Origin of the sequence: Salinivibrio socompensis S35 (assembly GCF_000513715.1) — a bacterium.
Classification (GTDB): Bacteria; Pseudomonadota; Gammaproteobacteria; order Enterobacterales; family Vibrionaceae; genus Salinivibrio; species Salinivibrio socompensis.
Genome location: NZ_AQOD01000057.1, coordinates 1 through 17,401 on the forward strand (window position 1 = coordinate 1; position 17,401 = coordinate 17,401).

Annotated in this window: 15 protein-coding genes and 5 pseudogenes; 9 read left to right on the plus strand and 11 right to left on the minus strand. The window is 52.0% G+C overall.

Annotated elements, in window-relative coordinates; all coding sequences use genetic code 11:
- The 8 genes and pseudogenes from DZ54_RS0107245 to tamA form a co-directional block, all read right to left on the minus strand.
- Nucleotides 1-815, minus strand: a pseudogene (locus tag DZ54_RS0107245) (hypothetical protein); the annotation flags it as partial.
- 62 nt (nucleotides 816-877) lie between these two features.
- Nucleotides 878-1,675, minus strand: a complete 798-nt coding sequence (locus DZ54_RS0107250) for a DUF4123 domain-containing protein (protein WP_025673591.1) — start codon at nucleotides 1,673-1,675, stop codon at nucleotides 878-880.
- 3 nt (nucleotides 1,676-1,678) lie between these two features.
- Nucleotides 1,679-3,658 carry a type VI secretion system Vgr family protein gene (locus tag DZ54_RS0107255; RefSeq protein ID WP_025673592.1) on the minus strand — a complete coding sequence of 660 codons (1,980 nt, stop codon included), beginning with the start codon at nucleotides 3,656-3,658 and terminating at the stop codon, nucleotides 1,679-1,681.
- 113 nt (nucleotides 3,659-3,771) lie between these two features.
- The gene (locus DZ54_RS0107260; protein ID WP_025673593.1) at nucleotides 3,772-4,290 is read right to left on the minus strand and encodes an Hcp family type VI secretion system effector; all 519 of its coding nucleotides are present in this window, start codon (nucleotides 4,288-4,290) and stop codon (nucleotides 3,772-3,774) included.
- Between the two features lie 284 nt (nucleotides 4,291-4,574).
- Nucleotides 4,575-6,136 (minus strand): annotated as a pseudogene (locus DZ54_RS27415) (translocation/assembly module TamB domain-containing protein).
- Nucleotides 6,137-6,339: 203 nt separating this feature from the next.
- Nucleotides 6,340-7,008 carry a hypothetical protein gene (locus tag DZ54_RS23395; protein WP_025673596.1) on the minus strand — a complete coding sequence of 223 codons (669 nt, stop codon included), beginning with the start codon at nucleotides 7,006-7,008 and terminating at the stop codon, nucleotides 6,340-6,342.
- Nucleotides 7,009-7,031: 23 nt separating this feature from the next.
- Nucleotides 7,032-8,318 carry a translocation/assembly module TamB domain-containing protein gene (locus DZ54_RS23400; RefSeq protein ID WP_025673597.1) on the minus strand — a complete coding sequence of 429 codons (1,287 nt, stop codon included), beginning with the start codon at nucleotides 8,316-8,318 and terminating at the stop codon, nucleotides 7,032-7,034.
- A gap of 17 nt (nucleotides 8,319-8,335) precedes the next feature.
- A pseudogene (gene tamA / locus DZ54_RS19890) lies at nucleotides 8,336-10,040 on the minus strand (autotransporter assembly complex protein TamA).
- Between the two features lie 162 nt (nucleotides 10,041-10,202).
- Between tamA and msrA the strand changes: the two are divergent.
- Nucleotides 10,203-10,834: pseudogene (gene msrA, locus DZ54_RS19895) on the plus strand (peptide-methionine (S)-S-oxide reductase MsrA).
- 77 nt (nucleotides 10,835-10,911) lie between these two features.
- Here msrA and DZ54_RS0107300 read toward each other — a convergent pair.
- Nucleotides 10,912-11,118, minus strand: coding sequence for a DUF1107 domain-containing protein (locus DZ54_RS0107300; protein WP_025673598.1), 207 nt, complete (start codon nucleotides 11,116-11,118; stop codon nucleotides 10,912-10,914).
- A gap of 372 nt (nucleotides 11,119-11,490) precedes the next feature.
- Between DZ54_RS0107300 and DZ54_RS0107305 the strand changes: the two genes are divergently transcribed.
- The 3 genes from DZ54_RS0107305 to DZ54_RS23405 all read left to right on the plus strand — a co-directional run bounded on the left by DZ54_RS0107305 (nucleotide 11,491) and on the right by DZ54_RS23405 (nucleotide 12,763).
- Nucleotides 11,491-12,048 carry a YtfJ family protein gene (locus DZ54_RS0107305; RefSeq protein WP_025673599.1) on the plus strand — a complete coding sequence of 186 codons (558 nt, stop codon included), beginning with the start codon at nucleotides 11,491-11,493 and terminating at the stop codon, nucleotides 12,046-12,048.
- An 88-nt stretch (nucleotides 12,049-12,136) separates the two neighbouring features.
- Nucleotides 12,137-12,436 carry a hypothetical protein gene (locus DZ54_RS0107310; RefSeq protein WP_037353875.1) on the plus strand — a complete coding sequence of 100 codons (300 nt, stop codon included), beginning with the start codon at nucleotides 12,137-12,139 and terminating at the stop codon, nucleotides 12,434-12,436.
- A gap of 24 nt (nucleotides 12,437-12,460) precedes the next feature.
- On the plus strand, nucleotides 12,461-12,763 hold the full coding sequence (locus DZ54_RS23405; protein ID WP_025673601.1) for a ZrgA family zinc uptake protein: 303 nt from the start codon (nucleotides 12,461-12,463) through the stop codon (nucleotides 12,761-12,763).
- On the opposite strand, the gene DZ54_RS27120 is transcribed toward DZ54_RS23405, so the two are convergent.
- Nucleotides 12,760-13,074: a hypothetical protein gene (locus DZ54_RS27120; RefSeq protein ID WP_338057043.1), complete on the minus strand. Its 315-nt coding sequence runs from the start codon at nucleotides 13,072-13,074 to the stop codon at nucleotides 12,760-12,762. The two genes, DZ54_RS23405 and DZ54_RS27120, sit on opposite strands and share 4 nt — an antisense overlap.
- A 193-nt stretch (nucleotides 13,075-13,267) precedes the next feature.
- Between DZ54_RS27120 and DZ54_RS0107325 the strand changes: the two genes are divergently transcribed.
- The 5 genes from DZ54_RS0107325 to DZ54_RS26690 all read left to right on the plus strand — a co-directional run bounded on the left by DZ54_RS0107325 (nucleotide 13,268) and on the right by DZ54_RS26690 (nucleotide 16,859).
- Nucleotides 13,268-13,963 carry an ABC transporter ATP-binding protein gene (locus DZ54_RS0107325; RefSeq protein ID WP_025673603.1) on the plus strand — a complete coding sequence of 232 codons (696 nt, stop codon included), beginning with the start codon at nucleotides 13,268-13,270 and terminating at the stop codon, nucleotides 13,961-13,963.
- On the plus strand, nucleotides 13,960-15,219 hold the full coding sequence (locus DZ54_RS0107330; RefSeq protein ID WP_025673604.1) for an ABC transporter permease: 1,260 nt from the start codon (nucleotides 13,960-13,962) through the stop codon (nucleotides 15,217-15,219). Before DZ54_RS0107325 ends, DZ54_RS0107330 begins: the two co-directional genes overlap by 4 nt.
- Before the next feature lie 3 nt (nucleotides 15,220-15,222).
- Nucleotides 15,223-15,720, plus strand: coding sequence for a DUF3299 domain-containing protein (locus DZ54_RS0107335; RefSeq protein WP_025673605.1), 498 nt, complete (start codon nucleotides 15,223-15,225; stop codon nucleotides 15,718-15,720).
- A 238-nt stretch (nucleotides 15,721-15,958) separates the two neighbouring features.
- On the plus strand, nucleotides 15,959-16,573 hold the full coding sequence (locus DZ54_RS19905) for a TIGR03899 family protein (protein WP_276201990.1): 615 nt from the start codon (nucleotides 15,959-15,961) through the stop codon (nucleotides 16,571-16,573).
- A 70-nt stretch (nucleotides 16,574-16,643) separates the two neighbouring features.
- Nucleotides 16,644-16,859 carry a DUF2806 domain-containing protein gene (locus DZ54_RS26690; protein WP_338057044.1) on the plus strand — a complete coding sequence of 72 codons (216 nt, stop codon included), beginning with the start codon at nucleotides 16,644-16,646 and terminating at the stop codon, nucleotides 16,857-16,859.
- Between the two features lie 5 nt (nucleotides 16,860-16,864).
- Here DZ54_RS26690 and cysC read toward each other — a convergent pair.
- Nucleotides 16,865-17,401: pseudogene (gene cysC, locus DZ54_RS19910) on the minus strand (adenylyl-sulfate kinase); the annotation flags it as partial.

The following is a 17,401-nucleotide window of genomic DNA, read 5'->3' on the forward strand; positions in this document are numbered from 1 at the left end:
GCATCTTTATACATGCCTGACTTGATCATGCCGACGGTGTCGATAATGCTGGAGATGAGTTTTAATTGGTCGCGTATATTTTCAAATTCATCTTGCACGTCACGCGTATGTAAGAAGTTGCTATTTTCGTACGTTAACCCCGTGCCAAACTTCGTTTCCGTGCTGCCTTCTTTGATCGAGAGACTTCCCTCCAGCGAAAATTTCTCTTTAATTTCATGCTTGGGGATCTCGGTGCGATGATGCGTTTCCGCGCCGCCGTTTCTGAGATATTCCTCGTACCGCGCGGTGCGCTCGTCATAACGCTCTTCATCCGATTTTTCTTCTGTCTCTTTTTTGTAGGACAGCGTTAGTTCACTTTTTAGTACGACTTTGGGATAAACCTTAAAAGACAGGCTGTCATTCGATAGTACACCGACGATGGCTTTGGCAATGCTACCAATCAAGGGTATGTCATAGATAAGGTGGGTTTCTTCTTGTGGCTGGCCATCACATTGCGTCACACACACCTGATAGGTTTTATGAGGCAGCACATTTTGTGCGTCTTCCGCCAGCATCAACATTAAGGCATCCCACAACGTATGCGCCTCGGTATCTGGGCCATGCACGGTGATCTCGCTGTTTTGTCCCACGGCCAGGTCTTTCGCAAAGACGTCATTGTCGGTCACATAGCCGTTCGGACAGGTCGGTTTTGCGTCTTGGCAACTGCCCTCAATGGTGATATCAATCTCGGCGCCCTCGCCTTCATCAATCACCACAACTGGCTCGCCTATCACTTCGCCACCACGATATTGTTGTGTGCTATCGCCCGCGGTCACCGCATAACCAATCAGGCAAGAGCTCGGTACGATTGCAATGACACGCCTCGCCGGGGGGATGATTACAGCTCATGTTGGCCTCCTAATTTAGCTACCAATGTTTTCACGCGGTAGCTGCCAGGTAGTTGGGAATGAGAGAGCTCGGCATGCCATGTGGCGGGCAAGGCCTCCCAATCTGAAACATTGTGTGAGACACACAAGGACGCGATGGTTTTGATATCGGTCACGACGGTGACGCCCCATTGGGTTAATTGCGTCACTAGGGTATCGGCGAATACGCCTCTGTCTGGGTCACCGTCTGAGGCAGGTGTGGGCAGCGCCTGTAATATCTCTTGTACATCTTGCTTGAGGTTAACCAAGCACTGGTCGAGCACTGCTTGATATTGCTTGTCAGATAAGACCAACTCGGTCAGCGGACGATGTACTTTAATGGGCGTGAGCGCCATCTCACGCGCCTGTGGGTACCAAGTCCGTATTGCTTTTATCGGCCCAAACACATAGTACTGCTGCGGCACCTTGCACGCATCTAACAGCGCCCAAATGATCCGCGGATCGTAGTAGCGACAGAAAGTGGGGGTCGGATTGCCTTCTTTGTACACCGAGAGCAAGGCTCTTAGGTGGTTGAGCACAACCTTCGCTGGTTGCTCGGTGGTAAAGGCAAATCCCCATGGCTCACGGCGCGCTTGCAGGTGGTCCTCAAGCGCTGGGGATAGCTCGACCAAATAAGGGGCAACCTGGGCAAAAGCATCATCCACTGGAGGCAGAAAGACACACCAAGCGTCCGCATCGTGCTCTTCGGCCAAGGTGAGGATGTGGGTCACCACCGCACGGTCAACCACCGCATAGCGATACTCATTCATGGCTTAGCCCTCACTCGGTGGACAATTGGCAACAAACGCACTGCCCTCGGCTGCCGCGGCACTGAGGGTTGCCGGACTGGAAGGTAGAGGAATGCCACCCGGTGAGCCGCCTGACTTTAGCAAGATTTGCGCTCCATCAATGGCCACACCACTGCTATCAATCACCACAAAGCTGCCCCCCACTTGCAGGGTGATTTTGGCGCCGCTTTTAATAGTGATATCGCCGTCGGCATTAAAGCCAATCGCACTCGCCACGTTTGCCGCCCAGTCGCCATCGACTTGTTGGTGCTTATCACCGTTGATCTCACTCACGTGGTTGCCTTTCGTGGCATGCGATTGCGCCCCTTCAACGGTTAACGTTCTATCGTTGGCGACCACGTGGTTTTCATCATGGCCAATATCGAGCTTATGGTCATAATTAACGCGAATATGCTGTGAATTCCCCACCTCGACTTGATTGTCTTTTTGTGCTTTTAGGTACACACGCTCACTGTCGGCTTGGTCTTCAAAACTCAGCTCGTTGTAGCCTTCCCCTTGATGGCTGTCACTGCGCCACACGGTTTTGGTTTTATGCTGAGGCAGTGGATACGGCGGCGTATTGGTAGCGTGGTAAGTACGCCCGGTAATGATGGGCTGGTCAGGATCGCCGTTTAAGAACGACACAATCACTTCATGGCCAATACGCGGGATGGCCATAAAGCCATACTGCGCGCCGGCCCAGCCTTGCGACACGCGCACCCAGCACGAGCTGTGCTCATCCTTTTCTGATTCTCTATCCCAAGGGAAGTGGACCTTCACCCGCCCATGCTCATCACAGAAGATTTCTTCACCTTCAGGGCCCACTACCGTGGCCATCATTGGCCCATCAACCTGAGGTTTAGGCTGTGGCGTCGCCCGCCAAGGCGTGGAGACAGGCACGACTTTAAATTGGTTAGAATAGGTGGTTTGCCCTGTGCTGCCAGCTTCTTCTAGCGCTTGGGGTTGCTCGCCTTTGCGCGTGATAGAGACCACCAACCAATCGGCGTTCATTTCAGCCGCTAAGTGCTCACTGAGTGTGAACTTAGTACCTGCACGCAGCAACGGTTGATTGCTTTGCCCGGTTGCTAGACGCGCATCGCGGCGTAAATAATCGAGCCTTGCTTGGCTGTATGCGCGACCATTGGCATCATCTTTATAGCGGCCTGGCGCATCAAAATGCTGATACGTTTGCCGTTGGTAGGCCATATCATCACCGACCTGTTGTTGCAWTAAGCTGTAGGCGGGTTTTTTGAAGCTATAGTCTGTGAGGTACACATCAGACACCGCGGTTTGGGTTTGCTTGGTGAAAGACCAAACATAGGGCGTATCGGCTTCACCACCCGCGGTGTTGTTATAAATGATCGGGGCTTCGAGGGCGGTCAGTGCGCTGTTGTCATCACAAAAGATGAGCATGTGCTTGTCTTGGCGGTGTTCAAAAGCATAAATCAAGCCTTCTTCGGCGGCGAGACGCTCGATAAAGGCTAAATCCGTTTCCCGGTACTGGACACAGAACTCTCGCTCTTCGAGTTTTCGAGACAGTGAAAACCGGTGGTCTTCAACGCCCATTTCCAGCAATAGCTCAGTAATGATGTCCTCTACCGTTTTATGCTGAAAAATACGGCTGTTATGACGAAGTGCAAGTCGCTCGAGAGCAGGCACAATGGTGAGCGAGTAAAAGGTATGGTGATGACCAATATCGCCTTGAGTGAAGCGCTTTACAACACCCTGGCAGCGCTGCGCCACCTCACCATTGCGGTAGAGGGTGAGTACTGCCGTTGCATCAATGACTTGCTCCGGTTTTAGGTCGGTATGTCGGCTTGCCAACTCAATATCGTAGCGAAAGCCATGGCAACCGACAGCAACGCGGTTATCATCAGAGAGGACCTCCTGGCCCTCAAAGCTTCTCACGACAAAGCAATCATCCGATAGGCCTTTGATACTGAGTGTATAGTGAAGTGTTGCCATCTTTGACCTTTCCTTTTTCTCAAGACAAGTCCATGCGCTTTATGGGCACAAAACTGAACGCGACACAGCCCGCCCAGTGGGCAGGCTGTTTTATCCTCATTAAACAATAAGGATTAGGCTTCGATAGGCTTGCGCCAGTCGTCTGAGCCAGAGGTACCCGCATTAACGTGCTCCCAGATAACTTTACGGTATGACATCGACACCGTGAGGTTCTGGGTAAAGTCAGACTTGGCAGGATCTTGGCAGTGTGGCATTTCACAGTGGATGTCCACGATAGAGGCGCTTTCCAGCTTGGTGGTAAAGAAGTTTTCTTGTTTACCTTCAATCGAAGTGCGATACCACTTCAGTTCGACGGTAGACATTTTCTCACCTGAAGACAGCGCGTTATAAAGCAGAGGCACCGCTTTGTTGAGCGCGACGGTGAATTTGAATGGCTTGTGAACGCGCTGGCCGGAGGGCTGGCCAGACTGTGGGTCAGTGGGAACCGTCACATTGTGGTTAAACTGCTGTACCAGCATTTCATCTTCGTGGCCTTCAACAAACGCATCACCAATTGAATCAGCGGTACACGCACCGGCAGTAATCAGTCCCTGGGTTTCACCTTCAATCGAGATATAACATGGCGTTGGCATAATCGCTCCTATAAACGTTTAATCATTAAGCACAGCCCATTTAACTGTGGCAATGCTTATAGTGCGAAAAGCGTGCCAATTATTATTTTCTTATTTTACAGGTTGTTAGCCATTAGCTTGGCAACTTTTTGCTCGCATCAAGCAAGAAGTTGCCAAAGCTGAGCAAAAAGTTGCTTGGGGAATAAAGACTCAAAGCGATTCGCAAAACGTTCACTTCATCACCTTTGGTATACAGCAAAACCAGCGCCAGACGCATTTGCTGAAAGGTAAAACTCGTCATTCGTCTATTTTATTTCAAATTGATAAAGCACATCGACCGCTTGATCAACTCCCGACACCGCTTCTAGGTAAAGATCTTTCATTAAACGATAGCGCACAGTAAACACCCCAATCGCATCAAAGATCCCTACCCCATATTTCACCTCCAAATCCGGTAAAATATAGCCTGACACTTCAACCTTTTGCTCATCGCCGGCGCCCGCGGTATCTAACGTGAGATCCTCAACACCAAAGGCCTGGCCGATTTCTCCTACCAATTTTCCGCTTTGCGCTAAACCAATACCAATCAGCATCGAGGTCATGTTGGCATCACCGGCGCCCGCATCCAAGGCGCGTCCACGTAACAGATAAGACAAAGCATTGGCCTGCGAACCGGCCGGATCCATAAATATATCCGCGACCGGATCATCGGCGGGGCCACTCAAGCGGATCCCTGCGACTATATCCCCCTCGATTCGCTCTGGATTACGGATCGCTTCCACTTGCAGATAGGGTTGGTCGGCGGGGCCATTAAACAATATTTCCCCTTTACGGATAATCAAGTCTTGTCCGAACGAGCGATACGTCCCGTCCAGTAAGCTGACATTCCCCACAATTAATACACCTTGCGGGTTGTTTTTGATATTCAGTTCACCGGACAAGCGCGATTTCAAACCAAAGGCCGCGAGGCTGACGTCATCCCCCAAGCTAACGTCACATCAGTTACCAGGTTAAACGGTATCGGCTCGTCTTGTTCCGCGCTTTCTGGCGTATAATTTTGGTTCAACAGCACGGTGTCGTCGGAAACCGTTACCGCCGACGCCGGTAAGTTTTCAACTTCTATCCGGCCCCAAGGTACATGAATATCACCACGAATCGCGACCTGATCCGGCGTCGCAGAAACGGTAAGATCAGGCGCCACATCGAGCCGCACCATCGGGGGAACATTAACGCGCAACGTGTCACCTGACACATTCAAACCAAACTGCCAATCATCAATACGGGGCCATTGGCCACTTCCCTTTAGGGCCAAGGATCCATCGGGCGTCACTAGCTCCCCGTTGAGTCGCCCTTGTTGCCCATCGAGGGTCAGTGCCAGTTTCCCGTTATCCACATCCACCGGTGACGATAACCCTTTCACCCTCAGTGCACTGACCGTGATGCCACCATACACTTGCGGCAACGTCAGCGGACCTTCAATGCGCAAATTCGCATTCACTTCACCGTTCATATCCGCTTGTTTATCGTTCCCGAGCAACGGCTCAAGCTTGGCTAATTGCACGGCCGTCACGGTAAGGTCGCCAGTGATTGCTCGTGTCGGAGTCAGTAAGTCCGTTAAGGTAAAGCCAGACGCCAGGGTGCCGCCGTCCTCCAACGTCAATGCAAGCGCGCCTTGTAATTGATCATTCTGCCACCTTACATCGACGTTCGCGTGTTGCCAGTCAATCACCAGCGGCCTCTCTGCTTGCTGACTCATTGCACCGTCGGCGATATCAATCGAGGCGCGCACATCTGGCGAAGCGTCAGGCTGCCAGCGTGCATGAACCGCTGCATTGGCACGTGTTTCAACTTGCCATTCCGGCGGCATGAACGCCGCGATTTGCTTGGCGTCAAAACCTTCAATCTTGGCAACGACCTCCCCTTGCTCACCAATGTGTGCCGGTTGTGATAAGCACAAAGAAGTGGCTTGCCACTGCCAGCAATGCTCACCAACCTGGGTTTGCTTGTCGGCAAAAGTAAACGCTATGGGCGCCGCGGTTTGCTGCACAATGTCGCCAATGTCTTCGACACTCACTTGAGTATCGAGCAATTGCCCTCGCCACCCCGTCTCTCGCGCCAAGCACCTTGAATGCTCAACGCGCCAGAAGCTGGAGTGCCTTGCCAACGCAAATCCAGTTGATGCTCGGCTTCATCGCCGCGAACTGCCAGATCTAAGTGATCGAAACGCAGTGTTTGATAACGTCCGCCCAACACAGACACATTCAGATTGCCACCTAACGTATCCTTTAAAGCGAGCTCACCGTCCAAGGTGAGCTGATTGATGTGGAGATCTTGCCAGCGCAACTGCTTGGCATGGATGGCCAGTTTAGCGTTGGGATGGGCAAACGGTCCGCCCAGACGCACATCGCCGCGAATTACACCGGTTAACATGGGTAATGATTGAGACAGGTCGGCAATATCGACTGACAGCCCCATTTGCCACTCGTCACGCACTTTTCCTTGTGCAGTAAGATGATTAGGGCCATGGGATAGCGTCAGGCCAGAGGTAGAAATGCTAGGCTGCCCATCGCCATCACGGTCATGCGCATTGAATGCGCCGGAAACTGAAAGCGGTAATTGCTGAAGCGCGCCATGGACAACCAAGGTGGGCATAGATACCTCCCAGCCACCTTGCGGTGTTAAACGACCACGATGCTCACCGCCCCCGTCCAGATCGCCATTAATATCAGGCCATTGCAACTGAGGCTGAATATGGGCAAACCCTAACTCGGCTTGCCAAAAAGGGACACCGGACCAATCAACGCTGGCGCGTCCTGCACGGTGCCACCGAGTGTTTTCGCCTCCAGCTGCGAAAGGTTAAGCGCCGAGAGGCTACCTTGCCCGGCAAGACTCAGCTGAGTTTTCGGGACTTCAGGACCGTCGACCTCACTTTGTAGTCCCAGCTGATAATCGGATAAACCGCCATTCGCGTTGAGTTGCAATCCGTGCAACGCCACGACTTGATCACCGGTTAGAGGCCATACCAGCTGGTCGCTATTGAGTTGCAACGAGAAAGGTAAATCCGCCGCCAGTATATTGGCCTTACCATCAAGCTGTGCATTCACTGGTCCATTTGCCTCGGCACGCAGCGACAAGGTCGCCAAACTCCCCGATGCCGATAGGAACAAAGCCTGCCCTTGGAGCGGCGCCAGAGTCTTGGTTAACTGCGCGTGTAAGGTTAGTGGGTACTCACCTTTAAGCGAAATGTCGCCAGAAAGACGAGCCGTGCCCTGCGGTGCGGCTACCGAGAAATCATCGATGGTTACCGCACTGCCTTTAATCGCTCCCGCAAAATCTAACGAAGAAACAGTTTGCACGGTGCCGGCCTCAATACGGGTATCGCGCAGACTAAGTTGCTCAACGTCGATATTTAGCGGCACGTGGATGGCGGGTAAATTGAGTCCTGAATAATGAAAGGGGGCACTCGACGCGTCGCTATCAGGTTTGCCAGCTGCATGGTCGGTCTTTGCTTGCTCATCCGCCCCCGAGGCAATCTTGACCACCAGCTGCTGCCATTCAGTGGGCGATAAGGTTAAGGTCTCTCCCTCAAAATGCACACCGCCTTCGAGTTGCTGCCAGTCAATTGTCTGCCCCGCCACCTTAATCGCCACATCATTGAATGCAAACGCGCTAACATGTATCGGTAACGGCGATTGGATCCTCGATGTGGACGACGCCTCGGAGGGATCGTCACCGCTTGGCGGAATATTAAGATCAAGCGTTACCCCTTCCGCCGCCAATTTATCAACACAGACCGACGGAGTAAGTAAGCACTTACCTTTAATCTTGAGCGCCAGCCTATTAGCCACCAGTTGGATTTGCTCATCATGATATTGAAGACCACGAAGCTCAAAGCCTGTCAGCAAACTGCCTTCGGCGTGTTCCAGTGATAGTGCGGGTAGCGCTTTCTGCGCGCCCCACACACCGACTTGTAATCCTATCGGCGTAAATAGGGTGGCCGACAGCAAGCCGACAAATACAAAAACCGTGATTAACACGATAAACGTCATTCTGACCAACCACCGGCTCATAATTCAGGCCCCAACGTCAGGTGAACACGGAAATCATCATCGTCATTATCAAACCCATGGGCGACATCAAGTCGAATAGGTCCGACCGGTGATGACCAACGAATGCCCATCCCGGCGGCGCGCTTCCATGATAAATGATTAGTCCAAGCATCCCCGCCGTCAGCAAATACCGCCCACCACCAATTGCCACCAAGTCGGTATTGGTACTCCAGGGTGCCTGTTAGCATATAACGAGCCCCGCTAAGCTGTCCGCTGTCATCTACTGGAGAGACAGTTTCATAGCCATAACCACGAATGCTGTTATCCCCCCCGGCAAAAAAGCGTAATGATGGCGGTGCTTCACTGAACTCCTCGGAAATTAATGCGCCACCATCGACCCGGAATAATCCGCGATGATTTTTATTTAAACTGCGGATCCAAGCACTACGGCCTTGAAGCCTAAGCAAGCTAATATCGGAAAGCCACGCAGGATCGGCCGCCTCCAGAGTCAACGACTGTTTGTCCCCCCAATGCGGCATCAATCCACCACGCGTACGTGTTCGAGTCACGTTAACCCCCGGAAGCACCACGCTGACGATGTCTTCATCTTGACCCTGCGTATAGTTTTCGTGCAGCCAACGCAGCGATATACTGCGCTGCCAGCCGGTGTCATAAAGCCAGTGCCGGGAGACAGAGGTCGTCGCTTCAAAACTGGCGGTATCACGCTGGTCTGTATTTTTTAACCCCAGCTGAACCTGATAATATTCCCGTGATACATCTTCAAGAGGTACTTTATAGGTAGAAGTAAGGGTTTGCTCTGGCTGAGAAATCGCCAGTGATGTGGTCAGGCTATGCCCTCTCGAATTATACCAAGGCTTGCGCCAGTTGAGCTTAAGCCGAGGACCAATATCGGTGGAATAACCGAGTCCGATTTTCAAATTTGTTCCGCGCTTCTGGGCTTAACGTGACCGTGATAGGCACTTCCGTGCCCTCAGCGTGTTCCATATCTGCCTGCACTAAGGCACTGGCAAACCAGCCCGTATTTGCCAACGCTTGGTTAAACTCCCCCAAGGCAGTAATTTGATAGAAATCCCCCGGGAAAAAGTCTCGCAGCGTATCAAGTCGCTGGCGTTGGATTTGAGAGCCTTGATATTGAATTGCGCCAAAATGATAACGCTTGCCACTAGCAAAGTGCAGACGAATAAAAGCTTGCTGGCGTGCAGGCGCCACTTCAAGCCGTGTTTGCGTAAAACGGCCATCAAAATAGCCTTTTTTCACGGCTAAGCTCTGGATCTGACTTTTGAGTGATTCATAGTCACTGTGGTTGAGCCGATGACCAGGTTGCGGCCCTTTTGCTTTGAGCGTATGAAAGTCATCATCCATCGCTGCTTCACCGGTAAAGACGACATCGACTTGTGCCACCTTAACGGGAGGACCAGGGTCAATAGACACGACAAGGGTGTCATCGTCTGAATCATTCAGGGTGATTTTAGGCTGGTAGTAACCCACTGCTTGGAGTGCTTGTCGGACATCGCGCTCGACACGCGCCTTAAACCGATACGAGCCATCGCGTTCTTCGGGCGCTATCGCCGCCAAATAGGTGTCTACATTTTGTTGCGCTTCCCCCTCTAGCCCTTGGATCTCAACATCGAGGTTAGCGCTTGCCCAACGAGGCAGCAGTAAAAAAGCGATCGCGATAAGGGAACGTCTACGTATCTTCATGCAATGAGAACCATTACTAGGGTGCCGCTCAACAAAATTGATGATATCTTGCCATATTACGCGTTGAACTGGGCTTGATGCTAGCGCCATTCACATCAGTCCACACCCAAAGCGGTTTCATACAACATATAACGCTTTAATCACAGCAGTAAAAGGATGCTTATGTCGATGCAATCTTCCTTCAACCAACCCGACAATGCGATTGCGGATCGTACTGACGCCATCACGCCCTCCGAGCCACACGCCGTGTTTGGGCAACCTATCACAACGACCCCAGCTAACGGTCAGAAGCAGGTCATTTTAGGCATGGGCTGTTTTTGGGGAGCAGAGCGCAAACTTTGGCAACAATCAGGTGTGGTCATGACCTCTGTCGGCTACTGCGGTGGGAGCACTCAGCACCCACGCTACCAAGACGTTTGCACTGGCCAAACAGGCACGCGGAAGTGGTCAATGTGATTTTTGACCCTAGCGTTACCAGCCTAGACGCTTTATTGACGACATTTTGGGAAAACCACGATCCAACCCAAGGGCTGCGCCAAGGTAATGACGTGGGCCCACAATATCGCTCAGCGATTTATTATTGCGATCCGGCGGATCAAGCAACGGTAGAAGCCAGCCTTGCCGCCTATCAAACCGCCTTGAAAAAAGCGGGTAAGTCGGATGCAGTCACTACAGAGATCGCTCCCGCAGGCTCTTACTTCTTAGCCGAAACTGACCACCAGCAGTACCTACACAAAAACCCGCAAGGCTATTGTGGACTCGGCGGCACCGGCGTGTGCTTCCCGCCACAATAATCTGGCGACGCGAAGCGCAGAGATACAGAGATAAAAAAACACGTCATTGGACGTGTTTTTTTTGACATCGCGCGTTTTTATGCAGTGATGGCCATGGCTTTAATTTCTTTATTCACCTCTGTCATCACCGAGAGCGCACGTTTATCACTGTGCCCTGGAGGCAGCAAACGCCCACCATCAAACTCAAACGCACCGACACCTTCAATATAAAGTCGGCCCTTAAAAAATCGTTTCACATACCGCGCAATCTGGGTTGGTCGATATTGACGAAAGATGCGAAGCATAGGGATCCCTTTTTTTTCTCTACGAGGTCTGATTAATAGACCGAAACAGTAACAACGCGCGTTCACCGTTCTCGGTAAATACAGTGTTACTACCATGGAGAGCAGACGATTATCTGGCAGTCTCCGCGTTATTAACTAAGCAAGCAAAGTGCCATCTCAATATAATGGCAATCACAGCATTAGAGCCTGCTTGCGAAAAGAAGTTCCCGGTTAAGACAAATGCGTTTTGAGGCGCGAGTTCGACCGACGAAGAAAAGTCTGATCTTGCGCACGGATTAACCTTTGACACTTGGCACAACTCACCGTCTGGCGTAACCATAGATGACTTGGCCGTTGCTGCCAAGTCACGACAACAAACATGGAAGATAGACAATGAAAAAAATCCCCCTACTTACGCTCTCCGTCGCGCTCTTAGCCAGCACCAGTTGGGCGCATACGATCCAAAATGGTGCACCTTTACCCACCGCAAGCGTCACCGAGCACGGTGAACTGACCCTAAAAGACAAGGATCTCGTGTATGCCAACTGGCAAACGGAGCAATTACCCGGCAAGGTGCGGGTGATCCAAGCGATTGCTGGACGCAGTAGCGCCAAAGAAATGAACGCGCCTCTTATGGACGCGATCACCGCTGCGGATTTTGACGATGCACGCTATCAAACCACCACCATCATCAATCAAGATGATGCCATGTGGGGCACTGGCGGCTTTGTGAAATCATCGGCCGAAGACAGTAAACGTGAATTCAGCTGGTCATCCATTGTGCTAGACGAAAACGGCAGTGTCGCAAAAGCATGGCGCTTAAAAGAGGAAAGCGCGTTGATTGCCGTGTTAGACGAAAAAGGTATGGTGCGTTTTGTTAAAGAAGGCAAGCTGAGCGAGGATGAAGTGAATCAAGTTTTCAGCTTGGTGGCAGAGCTGGTAAACCAATAATAAAGTCGCGGGCAAAGGCCCGCGATTTTATTTCAGACTTGGCGTTCACGCTCACAATTGTTATGTTATCACATTACTCAATAACCGCATGGATGTCTGGATGATTCGGCGAGTGCTCGTCAACCTGCTATTTGTATTGGTGATCAGCCAAGCCGGACTGTGGGCGCATCATCAAGTCGATGCCCTAGCCCCAACACATCACAGTGAGCACTGTGGTGTCTGCCACCTCGTCTTACCAGCCGTACTCGCGTCCAGTATCGCGACACCGACGCCCATCGATGTCGTCAACACCATCATCGCCTGGTCACCCCCCCAGCGAGCTTATCATGCCACCCTTTCCTTTTCGGCGCGCGCCCCACCGAGTGAGATAAATGCTTTCATTATTTAAACCATTTATTCACTAGGAGACTTCATGAAACCTCGTTTGTTACCCTGCGTTATCACCATGGCGGTCGCGACAGCGTCTGCGACGACACTCGCCGAAGAGGCGATCTACCAATCGTTCGATGCTCACGTTCATGGTGAAGTGACCGCAAGCCTTGCCCAAGACGGTGAGCGCGTATTGATTGAATTGACGGCCCCCGGGCATGATGTGGTCGGCTTTGAGCACCAACCCAAAACGCCGCTGATCACCAAGCGCTCGACGATGCCTACGTCCTGCTGCGTGATGGCGAAAAGCGATTCCAACTCGCCGCGGCGGCTCATTGCCACTTAGCTGATGTCAATATCACCAGTAGTTTTTCTGAGAACGATGATCACGAAGAACATCATGACCATGACGGGCATCATGATCACGACAAGCATCATGATCACGACGAGCATCATGACCACGACGAGCATCATGACCACGACGGGCATCATGACCACGACGAGCATCATGATCACGACAAGCATCATGATCACGACGGGCATCATGACCACGACGAGCATCATGATCACGACAAGCATCATGATCACGACAAGCATCATGATCACGACGAGCATCATGACCACGGTAACCACAATACCCTGTCCGCCAACTATCAATTCGTTTGCCAAAATCCACAGGCATTCACCGAATTGAAAACTGATTGGTTTAGTCTATTTCCCAACACAGACACCATCAAAATTCAGGCCTTTACTGATGATAAGGTCTGGGTAGAAACCTTGAACCGTGCCAAGTCGCACATCCAGTGGTAGTGAAAAAGGAGGCGGGGCGCATACAGCGCCCCTGTCAGGCATGATAACCATCGAACAACTCCGTTTTACTTGGCCAGGTCAGCCGCAACCGATCCTTGATATCGAGGCGTTTGCACTCAATGACGGCGAGCATGTCTTTTTAAAAGGCCCAAGTGGCAGTGGTAAATCAACCTTGCTGAGTCTGATTGCTGGCATTCATACGCCGCAATCAGGCGTACTTACCGTCAACCATCAAGCGCTGCCTCGACTTAACGCTCGTCAGCGCGATCAATTCCGCGCCAATCATATAGGTTATATTTTTCAGCAATTTAATCTACTGCCGTATTTGTCCGTGCTCAATAACGTCACCGTGCCGCTGCGTTTTTCTAACGTGCGACGTCAAGCACTCAATCAATCGCCTCATCAAGAGGCCGCCACCCTACTCGACCGCTTGGGCTTACCCGCAAACTGCTATCACCAGCCTGTCACCGCACTGAGCATCGGCCAGCAGCAGCGGGTGGCAGCAGCACGAGCTCTGATTGGCGCGCCGGCGTTAATCATTGCTGACGAACCCACTTCTGCGCTCGACGCCGACACCCGTAATGCCTTTATTCGATTGCTTCAAGGCCGGTGTCGCGAGAGCAATAGCAGCTTATTATTTGTCAGTCACGACAGTCAGTTAGCTCGATCTTTTGATCGTGATGTGTCGCTTCCCTCCCTCAATCGCGCCATGCATCACGAGGAGGCCAGCCAATGATTTCGCTATTCGGGCTCGCAGGACAAAGCCTTAAAAATCGCCGTGCCACCGCGCTGCTTTCCTTGCTAACTGTCACCATCGCCGTAGTGCTGCTGCTCGGCGTCGAAAAGGTGCGCACACAAGCGAAAGCCAGCTTTGCAAATACTATCTCCAACACAGATTTGATTGTGGGTGCCCGCTCCGGCTCTATCAATCTGCTGCTTTACTCGGTATTTCGTATTGGCAATGCCACCAACAATATCGGTTGGGATAGCTACCAGCGCCTGCGCGAGCACGCGGATGTGAATTGGGCTATTCCTATATCACTGGGCGACTCTCACCGTGGTTTTCGCGTCGTCGGTACGAGCAATGATTACTTTACCCACTATCAATATGGACAAAAGCAGCCACTTGCCTTTCGCCAAGGCGGCCAATTTGCGGGATTATTTGATACCGTGATTGGCGCCCAGGTCGCGAAAGCGTTGGGGTACAAGATGGGCGATAACCTGGTGATTGCCCATGGGCTTGCCGATAAAAGCTTTAACCAGCACGACAATTTACCTTTTACCGTCACCGGTATTTTGGCGCCAACCGGCACGCCGGTGGATCGCAGTGTGCATGTTTCACTCGAAGCGATTGAAGCAATTCATGTCGGCTGGGAAAGTGGCGCACGGCTCGGCCAAGGTCTCACGCAAGCGCAAGCACAGCAACGTGAGCTGCAGCCCGAGCAACTCACTGCAGTGATGGTCGGCCTAAACAGCAAAATCAAAACCTTTGCCGTACAACGCTGGGTCAACACTTATCCGCGTGAGCCATTGACCGCCATCATGCCCGGCATTGCTTTGCATGAGCTATGGGGAATGATGCGCGTGGGCGAGCAAGCCCTATTGGTGATCGCCGGGTTTGTCGCAGTGGCAGGATTATTAGGAATGCTCTCCAGCCTATTGACCAGCCTGAATGAACGACGTCGAGAAATGGCCATTTTGCGGGCGATGGGCGCGCGGCCTGTACATATTATTCTGCTGTTAGTCAGTGAGGCCGTCGCCATCACCGTCGCCGGCATTGTATTGGGTGTACTGGTGCTTTATGGCGGCCTCGCGCTCGCCCAGCCGTATATTATCAGTGAGTTTGGCTTATTCTTACCACTCGACTGGCCGTCTTATTATGAATGTATGTTAATGGTCGGCGTGTTGATCGCGGGTCTCGTGGTCGGCTTAATTCCCGCTTGGCGCGCGTATCAACAAACGCTGTCCGACGGCATGACAATGAAGGTGTAACCCATGAAAAAACGCATAACCCTTGGTCTGATTGCAATCATGACAGCCTTTGTTGGGCATGTTGCCATTGCGAACAACCAACCATTAACACTGGATTGGATAGATTTGGTCCCTGAGCACGAACGCGCCCAGTTTGATCGCCGCGGCATGCCCGACATCCGTCACGACGCAGAGAACCCGCAAAGCCTGGTGGGATCGGTACGCCCTGAACTCAATAATAGTCAGGTCAAAATTCCCGGCTTTGTGATCCCATTAGAAGGTGACGATAAAGTGGTGACCGAGTTTTTGCTGGTGCCCTTTCTCGGAGCCTGCATCCATGTTCCACCGCCGCCGCCTAATCAAATTATTTACGTAAAGTTTGCCGATGGCGCGCCGATTCAAGCACTATGGGATGTGGTTTATGTTGAAGGCACCCTCAACACAGAGCATGTGATTCATGACTTGGCAGAGGTGGGATATGTGCTAGAAGGCACCGCGCTGAGCGACTACGACGACGGATAAATGTCTATCAATCAGTGAGCCCGATCGGCGCCGACGATATTGTCAGACGATATAATGAGACAATATCGCCAGTGTGCCAATATAAACGGCGATCAGCAGTAAATTGATGGCGTTGGGTTTTTGCCTTCGCACACGCATCCCTACACTTGATAACTAATACCATAATATTAACAAATTTAATTATTAATTAACATATTCGCCAGCATTAAATTTTGCTGACAATTAGTGTGAGAACCGCATGGCAGAGCCAGATAAACCCGTGGTCGTCGACGCCCACCCAGAGAAATGGCAGCACCAAGATCACAGCTATAAAGAAGACGCCGACCTACGTGGCAGTAAAGGGCGACTAAAAGCGATTGCGAGCGAGTATCAAGTTGATGCCCGCCTACAAGACGTGGAGCAAGAGGATCTCGCCCACCGCAGCGCGAATCGTCAACGCCAAGTGATGCAAAAGCAACAAGCCAACCTCGAGGCGATCATTGCTCATACCTACGAAAGTTGCCACAGTGAAACGGCTCAAACGCCTGATCCAGACTGGCTGGTGCGCTTTTTCGACTTAGCACGCAATATTCACGGCCATGCGATGCAACAGCTTTGGGCCAAGATCCTAAAACAAGAGATGTTACGTCCAGGAAATACCTCGATCAAAGCGCTCACCCTTTTAGAGACCATGACCCAGCGCGAGGCTCAAGCGTTGCAACGCGCGTGTGCCCTCTCGAGTACCTTTGGCCAAGACAGCACCAAAAAGTTGGTGACTGGCTTTCGCCGCCGCCAAGGTTGGTGCAGCTGCTCCGCCCTGAGCCACCACACAAACTCTCACTCGGCCATTACCAGCTCTCTTATACCGACTTAATGTTACTGATGGACTTGGGCTGATCCTGCGCACCGAGCTAGAATCTGGGATCATTGAGATGCAGCCTGCGATGCCGTTTACACTGCAAGACACCCAATACATGCTCACCCCGTTACACAAAGGCATGCGCCTTTATTATTACCGCTTTAGCCCCACCGGCCATGAGCTGGCCAAACTGGTGGGTAAACGCGTGCACCCCGACTACCATCATGCTATTTGTGCGTTACTCGCCGAAGGCTTTGAGATGCACAGCGACGTGGGCGATACCGTCAACACTCATGCGTGACAGGTTTAGGTGCGCAGCACCCCCCTATCGCGCAACACGTCAAGACACGCCGCCACATGCGCATCAATGCTCTGATCGCCTTTTAAGTGAATAGCCGGTGTTTGCGGTGGCTCGTAGTCGGACGAAATCCCAGTAAACGCTGGGATCTCACCGGCACGTGCCTTTTTGTAGAGCCCTTTCGGATCGCGCTGCTCACACACTGCCAGCGGGGTATCGACAAAGACTTCAATAAACTGCCCCTCAGGCAAACGCTCGCGCACCATCTCTCGCTCCGCGCGAAACGGTGAGATAAAGGCACTGAGCACGATAAGACCGGCATCGGTCATCAATTTAGCCACTTCGCCAATCCGACGAATATTCTCGCTCTGTCCTGATCAGAAAAGCCTAAATCGCGACACAATCCGTGGCGAATATTATCGCCATCCAATAAATAGGTGTGGTGCCCTTCCGCCACCAAGGCCGCTTCCAATGTCCCGGCAATGGTAGACTTTCCCGACCCTGATAAGCCCGTAAACCACAGCACCACCGGCTGCTGCTGCTTT

Coding starts and splice junctions, on each gene's coding strand:
- DZ54_RS0107250 (WP_025673591.1), bottom strand. CDS start 1,675: ATGAATGAGTATCGCTATGCGGTGGTTGACCGTGCGGTGGTGACCCAC.
- DZ54_RS0107260 (WP_025673593.1), bottom strand. CDS start 4,290: ATGCCAACGCCATGTTATATCTCGATTGAAGGTGAAACCCAGGGACTG.
- DZ54_RS23400 (WP_025673597.1), bottom strand. CDS start 8,318: ATGACGTTTATCGTGTTAATCACGGTTTTTGTATTTGTCGGCTTGCTG.
- DZ54_RS0107300 (WP_025673598.1), bottom strand. CDS start 11,118: ATGCTTCGCATCTTTCGTCAATATCGACCAACCCAGATTGCGCGGTAT.
- DZ54_RS0107305 (WP_025673599.1), top strand. CDS start 11,491: ATGAAAAAAATCCCCCTACTTACGCTCTCCGTCGCGCTCTTAGCCAGC.
- DZ54_RS0107310 (WP_037353875.1), top strand. CDS start 12,137: ATGGATGTCTGGATGATTCGGCGAGTGCTCGTCAACCTGCTATTTGTA.
- DZ54_RS23405 (WP_025673601.1), top strand. CDS start 12,461: ATGAAACCTCGTTTGTTACCCTGCGTTATCACCATGGCGGTCGCGACA.
- DZ54_RS0107325 (WP_025673603.1), top strand. CDS start 13,268: ATGATAACCATCGAACAACTCCGTTTTACTTGGCCAGGTCAGCCGCAA.
- DZ54_RS0107330 (WP_025673604.1), top strand. CDS start 13,960: ATGATTTCGCTATTCGGGCTCGCAGGACAAAGCCTTAAAAATCGCCGT.
- DZ54_RS0107335 (WP_025673605.1), top strand. CDS start 15,223: ATGAAAAAACGCATAACCCTTGGTCTGATTGCAATCATGACAGCCTTT.
- DZ54_RS19905 (WP_276201990.1), top strand. CDS start 15,959: ATGGCAGAGCCAGATAAACCCGTGGTCGTCGACGCCCACCCAGAGAAA.
- DZ54_RS26690 (WP_338057044.1), top strand. CDS start 16,644: ATGCCGTTTACACTGCAAGACACCCAATACATGCTCACCCCGTTACAC.